The sequence below is a fragment of the Paraburkholderia sp. CNPSo 3274 genome, assembly GCF_024206475.1.
Taxonomy (GTDB): Bacteria; Pseudomonadota; Gammaproteobacteria; order Burkholderiales; family Burkholderiaceae; genus Paraburkholderia.
In genome coordinates this window covers 53,119-66,241 of the sequence record NZ_JAMBPR010000038.1, presented here as the reverse complement: position 1 = coordinate 66,241, position 13,123 = coordinate 53,119, and the positions used below count along the sequence as shown (strand labels likewise).

Sequence of the window (13,123 nt, the reverse complement as noted above, 5' to 3'; positions counted from 1 at the left end):
TTCTACGATACGTAGCTTTCGACCTCCCCGCGGCGGTCAGCCCCTCAAAAAACGTGTATCAGCGCGGCGCCATGCGCAACGCGCCATCAAGCCGGATCACTTCACCGTTCAAATAGCGGTTGCCGACGATATGCTCGACGAGTGCCGCGAACTCCGTGGGCTGGCCAAGACGCTGCGGAAACGGCACGCCCGCGCCGAGCGCCTGCTGCACTTCGGCGGGCATCGCAAGCAGCATCGGCGTTTCGAAGATGCCAGGCGCGATGGTCACGACGCGAATACCGTTGCGCGCCAGTTCGCGCGCCGCCGGCAATGTGAGCGAAACGACGCCACCCTTCGAAGCCGCATAAGCCGACTGCCCGATCTGGCCATCGTACGCGGCCACCGAAGCTGTATTGACGATCACGCCGCGCTCGCCGCCGGGGTCGGGCGTATTGTTCGTCATCGCCACGGCGGCGAGGCGCATCACGTTGAAGGTGCCGATGAGGTTGACGCTCACGACCTTCGCGAACAGATCGAGCGGATGCGCGCCCTCTTTTCCGACGATGCGCTGCGCCGGTGCGTTCCCTGCGCAGTTGACCACGCCATGCAGCGCACCGAAGCGCTGCGTGACGAGCGCGATCGCTGCCTCGACGCTTGCTGCCAGTGTCACATCCACCTCGACGGCCAGTGCATGCTCGCCGCCAAGCGCCGCCTCGTCACGCGCACGGGCTACGTCGATATCGGCGAACACAACGTTCGCGCCGCGTTCGAGCAGATGACGGCCCACCGCCGCGCCAAGTCCTGAACCACCGCCCGTGATGAAAAACGTCTTGTCCTGCACTACCATTTGAGTCTTCTCCATTAGTTATCCGATCTTTTCAAACCGTCTCGCCTGCGAGTTCCGCGCGATACCGCTCGCGCACGCCGCGCGAACGCTCGTAATTGCGCTCCTTGACGATACCGAAGCCTCGCACCGCACCCGGCACGCCAAGCAGGCCGATGGCCGCCGCAAGCGTCTGCTGCGTAAGCTTGCCGAGCACGAGGCGCACGTCGTCCTCGAATTCGCCGATCATCGCGCGCTCGATCACGCGGTCGCGCTGCCGTGCGAACGGATCGAGCGGCGTGCCGCGCAGCGCCTTGCCGTGTTTGAGCACACGCAGCAGCGGCTCGGCCCACACGCCGCGCAGCGCGATCTTGTTGCGGCGCCCCGTTTGCGCATCGCGGCGTGTGAGGAGCGGCGGTGCCATATGGAAAGTCTTCTTGCCCGCCGTGCCATCGAACAAACCGGACAGGTAAGCGCCAAAGCCGCCATCCGTGTGCAGGCGCGCAACTTCGTACTCGTCCTTGTAGGCAAGCACTTTGAAGTAATGGCGCGCCGCCGCTTGCGCAAGCTCACCGTTCGCACCGTCAATTCCGCGCTCTGTCTGCGCGACGGTTTCGACCAGCGCGCGATAGCGCGCCGCATAGGCGGCGTTCTGGTACTGCGTGAGATCGCGCTCGCGCTCGGCCACGAAGCGCACGAGATCGAACGGCGTGTTCGCGGCCGCAACGTCCGCTCCCGCAACGCGTTCGAGCGCGCGAGCGTCCTGGGCGATCAAACGTCCCCAAAGGAAAGCGCGTTCGTTCATCTTCACGGCCGCGCCATTGAGCCCGATTGCGCGCAGGATCGACGCTTCGCTGAGCGGCACGAGGCCCGACTGATACGCGTAGCCCACCATCATCATGTTCGAGGCGATGGCGTCGCCGAAAATCGCTTCCGCAGCCGCCGTGCAGTCCCAGAACACGGAGCCATCCGCGCCCATCGCGTTCTCAATCGCCGCCTGATGGACGGCCTTGCTCACGGGAAGATCGCCGTCGCGTACGAAGTCGGCGGTGGCGTTGATGCGCTCGTTCACGATCGCGCGCGCGCCGCTGGCCGGCAGGCGCGAGAGCGCGCCAGACGATGCCGCCACCACGGCGTCGCAGCCCAGCAGCACGTTGGCCGCATGCGCGCCGATGCGCGAGGTGGTGATGAGCCCGCGGCTCTGCGCGATCTGCACGTGGCTCAATACCGCGCCGTTCTTCTGCGCGAGCCCGGTGAAGTCGAGGGTCGAGGCGCCGCGCCCTTCGAGGTGCGCGGCCGTTGCGAGTATCGCGCCGATCGTCACGACGCCCGTGCCGCCCACACCGGTCACGACCATGCGCAGATGTTGCTCCAGCGCCTGCGGCACGCGCGCGGGCGGCGCGAGCGTGGCGCGCAGTTCGGCTTCAATGCGCTGAATGCGCACAGCGTCCGGGCGCTTCGGCTCCATGCCCTCCACCGTCACGAAGCTCGGACAAAAGCCCTTCACGCACGAGGTGTCCTTGTTGCAGCTCGATTGATTGATGGCCCGCTTACGGCCCAGCTCCGTTTCGAGCGGCTCGATCGCAATGCAGTTCGACTGCACGGAACAGTCGCCGCAGCCTTCGCACACGGCCGGATTAATCACCACACGCGTGGGCGGATCGATCAGCTTGCCGCGCTTGCGGCGACGGCGCTTTTCGGCGGCGCAGGTCTGGTCGTAGACGATCACCGAAACGCCCTTCTGCTCGCGCAGGCGGCGTTGCAGCGCGTCGAGCGCGTCGCGGTGCAAGAGCGTCACGCCCACAGGCAACACATGCGAGCCCACGTATTGCTCGGGCCGGTCGGTCACCACGGCGACTTCGTTCACGCCTTCGGCCTGCACCTGCGCCACCACGCGATGCACGGTCAGGCCGCCCTCGGCGGGTTGGCCGCCTGTCATCGCCACCGCGTCGTTGAAGAGAATCTTGTAGGTGACGTTCGCGCGCGCCGCCACGGCCTGGCGGATCGCCAGGCTGCCCGAGTGCTGGTAGGTGCCGTCACCGAGATTCACGAACAGATGCGGCATGTCCGTGAAGGTCGACATGCCGACCCACTGGACGCCTTCGCCGCCCATCTGGCAAAACGTAGCCGTGTTGCCAGCCTCACCGAGCGCCATGATATGGCAGCCGATGCCGGCCGCGGCATGCGAGCCGTCCGGCAGCCGCGTCGAAGTATTGTGCGGGCAGCCCGCGCAGAAGAATGGCTTGCGGGTGAGCGGTTCGCCTTGCGGCACTTGCGCGAGCGCGATCACGCGCTGCGCGCCCAGACGCGCATGGGTTGCGCCCGCAACGATAAGTGGAACATCAAGCTCAACGTGCCGGAAAAACCGCTGCAACGCTTGCGCAAGCTGCTCGGGCGCGAACTCCATCGCGGCGGGAAGCAGCGGCTCGCGCTCGCCGAGCGTCTTGCCGTGCACGGACGGCCGCTCGGCGGCACGCACGTTGAAGAGCGCTTCCTTGATCTGCCGTTCCACGAACGAGCGCTTTTCCTCCACGACGAAAAGCGCCTGCATGCCGCGCGCAAATGCCTTGAGCCCTTCCGTTTCGAGCGGCCAGATCATGCCGACCTTATAAAGCCCGATGCCGAGTCGTTCGAGGCGCTCGGGCGTGAGGCCCAGCGCTTCGAACGCGGCCAGCACGTCCGCATGCGCCTTGCCCACCGTCACGATGCCCACACGCGCCTGCGCGGGCCGCAGCAACGCGCGGTCGAGCGGATTCGCGCGCATGAAGGCGAGCGCGGCGGGCAGGCGCTCTTCGAGTACGCGGCGCTCCAGTTCGGCGCGCTCCGCGGGCCAGCGCAATTGCGGGTCGTAATTGAAGCCGCGCTGCGCCGGAACCGCCATGTCCTCGGGCAAACGCAACGGCACGCCGCGGCCCACGCGCATCGAGCGGCCGCTTTCCACCGTCTCCGTAATCGCCTTGAATCCTACCCACAGCCCGCTGAAGCGCGAAAGCGCATAGCCCGTGAGCCCGTACTCGATGTACTCCTCGACCGACGCCGGAAAGAGAATGGGCATCATCGCGCCTTCGAATACGTGGTCCGTCTGGTGCGGAAACATCGACGACTGCGCCGCGTGGTCGTCGCCGGCCACGGCCAGCACGCCGCCGTGCCGCGCAGTGCCGAGCATGTTCGCGTTGCGGAATACGTCGCCGGTACGATCCACGCCCGGCCCTTTGCCGTACCACATCGAGTACACGCCTTCCACACGTTTGCCGGGAAACGCGTCGAGTTGCTGCGCGCCCCACAGCATGGTCGCGCCAAGGTCTTCGTTCAGGCCCGGCTCGAAGCGCACGTCGAAGTCCGCGAGCAGTGCCTTCTGGCGCCACAGTTCCTGATCGAATCCGCCGAGCGGCGAGCCGCGATAGCCGGAGACGAGACCCGCCGTTTTCAGCCCGGCAAGCCGGTCTGCGCGCGCCTGTTCGATCAGGATGCGCACGAGCGCCTGAGTGCCGGTGAGAAAGACCGTGCCGTCCTCACGCAGGTAGCGGTCTTCGAGGCGATAGTCCGTATCGATCTGGCGGTCGGTCTCGACGGCTCGCATGTTCATGGTTGTCTCCGCTGTTCGGCTTGTGGGTATTAGCGGATTCTAGGTGGCCAATAGCGGCGATTCGTGCCAAACTGAGCCACGGAAAGCACGCTGATTAGCAACACTCACCCCAAATTCACATTTTTTAGGGAAAGCTGGCCAATGAAATTCGACCGCGTGGATGTGGCTATCCTGCACGCCCTGCAACGCGACGCGCACGTGAAGTCCGCCGATCTCGCAGAATCGCTCGGGCTTTCGCTTTCGCCGTTCTACCGGCGCATCCGTATGCTCGAAGAGCGCGGCGTCATCACCCAGTACGTCACGCTGCTCGATCAGGAGAAGGCGGGCTTTCCTGTCAACGCGTATGTGTCGGTGGCGATCGAGAAGAAGAACGAGACGCGGCTAGCCGCGTTCGAGCGCGCGATCTCGAACTGCGACGAAGTGATGGAGTGTTATTTGATGACGGGCGCGTTCGACTACATGCTGCGCGTGGTGGCAAGCGATATTGCGGGCATCGAGCGTTTCGTCATGACGCGTCTCACCAAGATTGAGGGCGTGCGTGACATTCACACGTCCGTGGCACTGCGCCGCGTGGAGTACAAAACCGAGCTGCCGGTGCGCGTGCGCGACGAGTGACACGCGGCACAACACCGTTGTTCAATCAGGATGTCGAAGGAATCATCGCGTAGCCAAAGCCTTCACGCCTTTTGCCCCGTCTTGCGCGCCGCTCGCAACGGCTTCGCGGCGGCCGCGTCGACGCCCTTCTCCCGCGCCGCCTCCCGCTCGCGCACCTGAACTTCGCGGGTCGAATGCAGCGCGTCGAGCCGGCCTTCGAGCGTGCCCACCTGATGGCGCAAATCGCCCAGTTGCGTCTGCAATGCCTGAATTTCGGCGCGCGCACTGTCCTCCGTGCGCGCCGCGCGCTGCGTAGCGGCTTCGGCGTCGCGCTGCAATCGCGCGTTCGCCGTGTGCTCGCGCTCGATTTCGAGCTGCGCGCGCTTCTCCGCCGCCTGCCAGCGCGTTTCTGCGAGTTCGGCGCTTGCGCGCAGCTTGTCGCGTTCGGCCGCAAAATCGGCGCGCGCCTGGGTGAGCGCAGTGTCGCGTTCACGGCTCGCTTCGCGCTCGCGCGCCAGTTCCACTTCGAGTGCGCCGCGCGTGGCAACCGCGGCGGCGTGTGCCTGTTCCAGTTCCTGAATGCGCACCTGCGCCGTGAGCAGCGCGGCGGTGCGCTGTTCGAGCGCCACCTCCGTGTGCGCCAGGTCTGCGCGCACGGCGGCCGTTGCGCCTTCCGCGGCGCGGCGCGCGTCCTCCACTTCCAGCCGCAGCGCTTCGAGCGACGCCTGCGCGGCCGCCGTGGCGCGTGTCCAGAGCGCGCCCATGAGTTCGCCGGCGGCTCCTTGCAGTTCCTCAGGCAAATCGGCGTGCTCGATACGCACGCGGCTCTTCTCACGCAGGGTTGCCCAGAACTCCGACAGCACTGCCGTAGGCGTGCTCATGCTGCCCCGGTGCACGAGCTGATAGAGCCGGTTGGCCGTGGGCGTGATGCCGTAACGGAAGAACATCAGCGCGCACACTTCGCGATACAGCTCACGCGTTTTGGGAAACTCGGCCTTGAGCCGGTCGATCTCGGCGGCGAGCCGTATTTCGTCGGAGGCGACGTCGGTCATGGGGCAATGCGGGGCTGGAATACGTCGATATTACAACGTAAAGCGTACGATTCCTACCGCCAATGCCAGTGGGAAGCGGCACTTGCCGGCCGGATGCATTGCGCTCACCGAAAAGGTGTCATGGTGAAGCCGCTCGTTGGGCCGGTAGAAACACACGGGCATGCAGCCCGTACGTGCGCGAAAATTATAGAATCCCTGCATTGCGCTTGCTAGACTATGAAAGCGAATCCAAACGCGACAATAATCTGAATGAATTGCACGCGGTTTTATTTATCAAGCTGCGTAATTTAGGTTATCTAATGAATGCGCGAGGCTCGGTGGCTGCCTGGGTATGATACAGCCTGTCACAAAGCGCTCGCCGCCCGGTCCCTCGCGGTCCGGCCAGAGGCTGCCCCCGCCGCCCTTTGCGAAAGCTCTTCCTTCCCGCTTTCCCGACCGGACGCACGCCGCATCACGCGCGTGCGTCAGCCGCATTGATTCGACAATTGAAGCGGTCGCCCGCAGTTCCGTTCAGTCCATGAAAACGCACGCTCGGCTATTGGCGCGCGTTTGTCCGATCCGTTGAATTGAGAGGTGTGCCATGTCAAACCTGTCGAGCGAATCCATCGCCACACTGAAAAGCGCGCTGCGCGGCGAAGCCCTGCAACCCGGCGACGCGGCCTACGAAGAAGCCCGGCAAATCTGGAACGCGATGATCGAGCGCCGTCCCGGGCTCATCGTGCGCTGCCGGGGTTGCGCCGACGTGCGCCAGGCGGTGGCGCTCGCGCGTGAATCCGGGCTGCCGCTCGCCGTGCGCGGCGGCGGCCACAATATCGCGGGCAGCGCACTATGCGACGGCGGCATCGTGATCGATCTCTCGCTGATGAAGTCGGTCAGAGTCGAGCCCGCCACGCGCCGTGCGTATGTGGAGCCAGGCGCCACGTTGCACGACTTCGACCACGAAGCACAGGCGTTCGGCCTCGCCACGCCGCTTGGCATCAATTCGACGACGGGCGTGGCGGGTCTCACGCTCGGAGGCGGCTTCGGCTGGCTGAGCCGGCGCTTCGGCATGTCAGTCGACAACCTCGTCGCCGCCGACGTCGTGACCGCCGACGGCAATCTGCTGCGCGCGAGCGCTGATGAAAACGCCGACCTCTTCTGGGCGCTTCGCGGCGGCGGCGGCAACTTCGGCGTAGTTACGATGTTCGAGTTCGCGCTTCACCCCGTCGGCCCCGAGATCTACGGCGGACTGGTCGTGCTACCGTTCGACGCCGCGAAAGAAGCGCTGACGCAATACCGCGAGGCGGTCGAAACCATGCCCGAAGACCTGACCGTGTGGAGCGTGTCACGTCTCGCACCGCCGCTGCCTTTCCTGCCGCCGGAGGTGCACGGCAAGCCAGTCATTGTGTTCGCGATCTGCTATTCGGGTCCGCCGGAAAATGGGCCAAACGCAGTGGACGCGGTGCGACGCTTCGGCAAGCCCTATGGCGAACATCTCGGGCCGATGCCCTACGCCGCGTGGCAACAGGCATTCGATCCACTCCTCACGCCGGGCGCGCGCAACTACTGGAAATCGCACAATCTGGCCACGTTGCCCGACGGTCTCATCGACACGCTGACCGACGCCATCGCCAAACTGCCCTCACCCGAGTGCGAAATATTCTTCGGGCAAATCGGCGGCGCGACGCTGCGCGTCGCGCCCGATGCAATGGCCTACCCGAATCGCGACGCGCTCTACGTCATGAACGTGCACGGCCGCTGGTCCGATCCCGCCGATGACGCCCGCTGCGTCGCCTGGGCACGCGACTTCTTCGAAGCTTCCGCTCCTTATGCGCTCGGCAGCGTCTACGTGAACTTCCTCACTGACGACGAACTCACACGCGTCGAGGCGGCCTATGGTCCGAACATGAGCCGTCTCGTCGCCGTCAAGACGCGTTACGACCCGCACAATCTTTTCCGCCACAACCAGAACATCCGGCCCGAAGGGTCGGCCGAGGGGAGCCAGTAATCAGCGTTTCGATGTCATCGTAAGGGGAATCGTCATGTCGACTTATGTGGTGCTTGCGCAGTTCACCGACCAGGGTATCCGTGCTGTCAAAAACAGCGCGCAACGGGCTGGTCAGGCAGCGGAACTCGCCAAAACTTTCGGCTGTGAAATGAAGCAGATCTACTGGACGCTCGGTAAATACGACATCGTCACGGTCATCGAAGCGCCCGACGAGCAAAGCTTCATGGCGTTCGGCCTCGCACTCGGGTCGCTCGGCAATATCCGCACGCAAACGCTGCGCGCCTTGAGCAAGGATGAGTTCACTGCGGTTCTCGGCAAGCTCAACTAAGAGAGCCGGCGCGCGGCACCTGGGCCGGTGCCGCGCCGATGTTCCATTCTTCATACCTTTTCGCCGCATGCGCGGCGCATTTCCCCGCCAGATCGGGGAGGCAGTTCTCTGCCCGAACTCAGCATCGCGCACGAGCGACCTTCCGGGAAGCGCCACTGCGCGAGCGAAGTCTTTCTTTTTAGCAAACGTTTGCCGTCCGGGTATCAAGTCGGCGCGCACGGGGCCGAAAACGCGTACATCGCCACGAATTTTTGGAGACCCGGACGTGACGCGCCTTTTGCTTTTACTTGCCGTAATGGTTATGACAGGCTGCGCGCAACTGCAGCCGCCCACCACGGCACAAACCGGGAAACCCACCGTGTCGAACGTCATCATGAAATTCGACATTCCCGCCGATGCGCTAGGCGCTCACGACCCGCAACTGAGTGCGGTGCTCGCCAAGGCGGGTGCGCTCGCCGCCGCGCAGAAGCAGCCCACCGTGATCCGCGTGACGGCGCTCGGCCAGGACCTCAAATACATCAATCAGGCGATCTGGCGCGGCGTGCCCGCGCAAGGGCCCAAGCCCACGCTCGAAAACCTGACGGCTGGCGCGAACCAGACGTACAGCGTCTCGATCGAGCCGTTGCATGCGGGGAGCTGATACGATGCGTCCGATCGTTTTCGCCGTGGCCGCACTCGGCTCTTGTAGCGCCGCCTGGGCGGGCCAACCCGCCGCCAGCGCGCCCGCCACCGGGGTTGCCGCCGTCGTTGCCACTGCCGCCACGCCCGCCGCCGACAAGGTTTATCCGCCGCTGCCCACGCTCGCCATGCTGCCGCCCGCCACCGGCGACGACGATGAGCTTCCCGCGCCGCATTCGTCCTCGCACAAGAAGAAGCTGCGTCAGCGCGATTGCCACTGCGCCATGCCCACGCCGCGCCTCGTTGTCTCCGACACTTCGCGCGCCTATCTCAAGGACATCGAGCAGCAACTCGATTCCGCTCTCGCGCAGTGACGACCAACCCGGAGCCTCGACCCATGCAGCAGAAGACCAACGCCCTACGCCTGCGATCGCGAGTTATCCACGCATGGGTCGCGTTCACGAGCCTCGCGGCGCTCGGCGCAACGGCCGCGCACGCCGCGCCGCCCGCCAACGAATGCTTCGAAAAGGCCGGCGCCTACCAGGGCGTGAATCCGCTCGTGCTGCGCGCAGTGGCGTGGCGTGAATCGAAAGGCGACGCGGCGGCCGTCAATCACAATGCGAACGGCTCGATCGACGTCGGGCAAGCGCAGATCAACTCGATCCACTTCTCTGAGCTTTCGCGCGAGGGCATTCCGCACGGCGCCCTCACGGACCCGTGCGTGAATATCTTCGTGGCCGCCTGGCTGCTCAAGCAAAAGATGGTGCGATACGGCAACACGTGGCGCGCCATTGGCGCGTACCACTCGGAGTCGCCGCACGAACGCGATGCCTACGCGCGCAGCATTCAGGCCATCCTCGTGAGCTGGGGCCAGTTGCAGCCCGGGCAATGAACGAAGCGCCCGGCGTCGTTTTAGACTCGTTGCAGGCGCAACGGCCCGACTAACCGCGCAGCTTGTTCAACAGCTTGAGCCCGCGGCGCGCCACGGCCGAATAAAGCTCGGCGCCCTTGAGCGAGGGGTCGATATGGCGCTCGTAAGGCTGCAGCGCGATCGGGAAATACGGCGAAAGCTTTTCCACCACGCGCTGCGGCGAAATGTGCGTGTTGCTCTGGACCACGGCGAACATGCCGTCGCTTTCCGGCGCGAGATGGCGGCCCTCGCTCCAGCCTTCCATCTTGTCGGCGAACCATACGCTTTCGTCGGCGTGCAGCGCGCGCTGGCCAGGTTTCGGGCCCGTGTGGTACCGCTCCAGCAGCCCTTCGCTTTCCGCGTTGAGCCAGTAAAGCGTGTATTCGGTCCAGTCGAGCGCGTAGTTGGCGAGCAGCACGCGCCGCCAGTCGGTGCCGTGCAGCGCCGCCAGGCGCTGTTGCAGGCTCACGCACAGCGTGCGCGACAAAATGGCCGGCGTCCACCAGATGCCGTCGCGCTTGAGTTGCGGATCGATATCCAGCAGCTTCGCCGAAGCCTCCCAGTAATACGGCTCCACCGTGCGCGGCTGAACATGCGTGAGCGCACGGCCGTCGAGAATCAGCGTATCCGCGCTGAAGCGATGCGTGGCGAAGCAGTCGGGGTCGAGCACGAGGAAATACTCGGTTTCGATCCATTCGGGCGCATTCAGCTTGATGATCTGCTGCCGGTGCCAGTTGCGGATCTGGTGACGCTGCGAGAACTCCGCAAAAATGCCCATGTACAGCGATTCGTCGACCACTTCGATAGGGAAATCGGACCACGCTTTCGCGTAGCCTTTGACCGCTTCGAGTTCGTCGTGCGGCACGACGATCACGAAGCGGTGAAACGTTTTGGGCGTCGTGAAGTGGCGCAGCGACGAGAAGAGGATGTCGCAACGGCCGATGTTGTCGGCATAATGCCGTCCCCGCGTTTTGACCGGCAGGATGGCGCTGATCTGGTGCATGGCAGTCAGGTCCCGAATGTTAGAAGACGCGATAAATGAAGTTCGGGATGTAGCCGCGCCGATGCGTCAGCGCAATGCCGATTAGCCTGCCGCCCGCGTCGAGCAGCTGCGTTTTCAGGCCCAGGACCACGGGCTTGCGCGAAACCTCTGCGCGCACCGCCATGACCGTTGCATCCGCAAGCGCCGCGTTTTCAATGCCGGCGAAGGACTGGCTAGCGGGCGGCGCATGCACGACGATGTAGTCGTGCGCCTCGCGCAGCGCGTCGAAAAGGATCGTGGTCTGCTGCCACGAGGTCGGGAACGTGCCGCTTTCCGGCCGCGCGACGACGATGTTGTGCCGCTCGACGCTCTCGAACACGAGGCCGCTCGACGCCGCGATATCCGTGGGCGCCGCACTCGCCGCACGGCTTTGCCCGCCGTGCCCCGACCAGGTCAGCAAGCCCTGCGCGTTCGGCGGGCCATAGAGCGGCGCGTCGGCGCCGGATGCCATGTCGAGAATGAGGACCGGCTTGGTCGTACGGTGCTCCAGTTCGACGGCGAGGCCGCGAATCACCGAAAGCAGCCCGTCGTTCTTGCCGAACGAGAGCGCCATGACCACCTTGGCGGGCGAGTCCGTGCTCGCGTTGATGGCCGCGATCATGCGGCCATACGCCATATGCGCGGGCCGGCTGGCCGCTTTGACTGTGTCGGCTGACGCCCCCGCGGCGCCAGGCCGCCGTACACCGCCGCCGAGCATCACCGGCGCGTTCAGCACCGGCAGCAGCAGCGAGCGCTCCGCCTGCTCCGGACTCAGGAAGGTCTCGCGCAGGCTCGCCATGACGAGCACGACGAGCGCCGAAATCAGCAGACCCGCCGCCACGCCCGCCGAAATGATGAGGCTGGCCGAAACGCTGCGCTGCGAAGGCGGGAACGGCGCCTGGATCACGCGCACGTTCGTGCTGTTCACCTGGCTCACCTGCCCCTGCTGGATCTTCGCAAGCTCGACCTGGCGCGAACGGTCCTTGAAGCTGTCGGCCAGCATGTCGCGCGTTGCCTGCAGCTGGCGCATCTGGCTGGAAACGTCGCTCAAGCCCCGGAGCTTCGCGCGCGTCTCCTTGATCTGCTCTTCGAGCGCCTGCTGGCGCGCGGTTTCGCCCGCGATGCTCGCATTGAGCGCGGCAAGCCGCCCTTGCACCACGTCGTAGTAATCGTTGTGGCCGTAGCGCGTGGCCGTGGCCATTTGCGCCTTGCGCCGCGCGATGCTCGCGTGCATATCGGCAATCTGCTGATCGAGCTGCTGCACGAACGGCGAGCTATCCATATAGCGCGAGGCGAAATCGGCGCGGCGCGCTTCGAGCTGCATCAGCGAAAGCTGCATCGTGTCGAGCGCGTGAGCGGCTTCGGAGTCGTCGGTGAAGATCGGTATCGTGGCCTTCACCCCCTTCGAAGACACCTGCTCCGACTTCAGTTCGCCGTGATGCTGCGCGAGCGACGTGTCGTTCTCGAGCTTTTGCTGAACGAGCTGGCTTTCGAGCAGCACGGCGCGCGAGGTCTGATCGTCGAGATTGACGATGCCGTGCGTTTTCTGGAACGCGAGCAAGTCGGCATCGGCTTGTTTCAATTGCCTTGCGACTTCGTCGCGCTGACCGGTCAGGAAGTCGACGCGGCCCGACGTGAAAATCGTCGCGCGTCGGCGGAAGTACGTGTCGAGCAGACGCGAAAGCGCGTCGGCCGCTTCCTTGGGATCGGCGTCGTAATACGTGAGGTTGATGGTGCTCGCGAGATCGTTCTGCTCGATATGCAGCCGATGCTCGAAATCCTGCAAATGGCTGTCGATCTCGTGTTCGCTTGCGTTCGGCCCCAGTTTCGCAATCACCACGTCGCGATGAAGTTCCGGGCTGCTGAGGATTTGCGCTTCGACGCCGTCGAGCTGGCCAATAGCGGGCTGCACCGCGGCGGCGCCATTCGGGTTGTTCGACTGGTCGTAATATCCTGCAAGGAGTACGAGCAGCGTGGACTGCGCCCGGTAAGGCATGGGCACCAGAAGCGCGACCGCCACGCCGATAGCCACAACGGCAAGAAATACCGCTGTTGCAGCCTTGCGATAATAAAAAAAGGTGTTGAGATAATCCCGGACCGTCAGTTCGACAACAGCCGCCTTCCGTTCAGGCCTTGTTCTAGTAGTAATAACCATGCAGGTGCGGTTCCGGGCCAACAGAGAAGATTCGACGGCGCATATAATACGTAAGAAAACATCCAGGATG

Annotated in this window: 11 protein-coding genes; 6 read left to right on the top strand and 5 right to left on the bottom strand. The window is 64.7% G+C overall.

The window, feature by feature from the left end; genetic code table 11:
- Positions 1 to 58 precede the first annotated feature (58 nt).
- A complete protein-coding gene (locus M3I54_RS24900; protein WP_254340858.1) occupies positions 59 to 826 on the bottom strand; it encodes an SDR family NAD(P)-dependent oxidoreductase in 768 nt (255 codons plus the stop codon).
- A 31-nt stretch (positions 827 to 857) separates the two neighbouring features.
- Positions 858 to 4,388 (bottom strand): indolepyruvate ferredoxin oxidoreductase family protein, encoded by a 3,531-nt coding sequence (locus M3I54_RS24895; protein ID WP_254340815.1) that lies wholly within the window; start codon positions 4,386 to 4,388, stop codon positions 858 to 860.
- Positions 4,389 to 4,529: 141 nt separating this feature from the next.
- Here M3I54_RS24895 and M3I54_RS24890 point away from each other — a divergent pair, with 141 nt between their 5' ends.
- Positions 4,530 to 5,003, top strand: a complete 474-nt coding sequence (locus tag M3I54_RS24890) for an Lrp/AsnC family transcriptional regulator (RefSeq protein WP_042267102.1) — start codon at positions 4,530 to 4,532, stop codon at positions 5,001 to 5,003.
- A 62-nt stretch (positions 5,004 to 5,065) separates the two neighbouring features.
- On the opposite strand, the gene M3I54_RS24885 is transcribed toward M3I54_RS24890, so the two are convergent.
- Positions 5,066 to 6,034, bottom strand: coding sequence for a DNA-binding protein (locus M3I54_RS24885; protein ID WP_254340814.1), 969 nt, complete (start codon positions 6,032 to 6,034; stop codon positions 5,066 to 5,068).
- A 580-nt stretch (positions 6,035 to 6,614) separates the two neighbouring features.
- Here M3I54_RS24885 and M3I54_RS24880 point away from each other — a divergent pair.
- The 5 genes from M3I54_RS24880 to M3I54_RS24860 all read left to right on the top strand — a co-directional run bounded on the left by M3I54_RS24880 (position 6,615) and on the right by M3I54_RS24860 (position 9,859).
- Positions 6,615 to 8,021 (top strand): FAD-binding oxidoreductase, encoded by a 1,407-nt coding sequence (locus M3I54_RS24880; protein ID WP_254340812.1) that lies wholly within the window; start codon positions 6,615 to 6,617, stop codon positions 8,019 to 8,021.
- A 34-nt stretch (positions 8,022 to 8,055) separates the two neighbouring features.
- On the top strand, positions 8,056 to 8,349 hold the full coding sequence (locus M3I54_RS24875; RefSeq protein WP_254340811.1) for a GYD domain-containing protein: 294 nt from the start codon (positions 8,056 to 8,058) through the stop codon (positions 8,347 to 8,349).
- A 295-nt stretch (positions 8,350 to 8,644) separates the two neighbouring features.
- The gene (locus tag M3I54_RS24870; RefSeq protein ID WP_254340857.1) at positions 8,645 to 8,989 is read left to right on the top strand and encodes a hypothetical protein; all 345 of its coding nucleotides are present in this window, start codon (positions 8,645 to 8,647) and stop codon (positions 8,987 to 8,989) included.
- Between the two features lie 4 nt (positions 8,990 to 8,993).
- Entirely contained in the window at positions 8,994 to 9,341 is a 348-nt protein-coding gene (locus M3I54_RS24865) for a hypothetical protein (RefSeq protein ID WP_254340810.1), read from the top strand.
- A 23-nt stretch (positions 9,342 to 9,364) separates the two neighbouring features.
- Complete coding sequence (locus M3I54_RS24860; protein ID WP_254340809.1) at positions 9,365 to 9,859, top strand: lytic transglycosylase domain-containing protein; 495 nt, start codon at positions 9,365 to 9,367, stop codon at positions 9,857 to 9,859.
- Positions 9,860 to 9,908: 49 nt separating this feature from the next.
- On the opposite strand, the gene M3I54_RS24855 is transcribed toward M3I54_RS24860, so the two are convergent.
- The gene (locus M3I54_RS24855; RefSeq protein ID WP_254340808.1) at positions 9,909 to 10,880 is read right to left on the bottom strand and encodes a DUF6492 family protein; all 972 of its coding nucleotides are present in this window, start codon (positions 10,878 to 10,880) and stop codon (positions 9,909 to 9,911) included.
- 19 nt (positions 10,881 to 10,899) lie between these two features.
- A complete protein-coding gene (locus tag M3I54_RS24850; RefSeq protein WP_254340807.1) occupies positions 10,900 to 12,918 on the bottom strand; it encodes a hypothetical protein in 2,019 nt (672 codons plus the stop codon).
- Between the last annotated feature and the right edge of the window lie 205 nt (positions 12,919 to 13,123).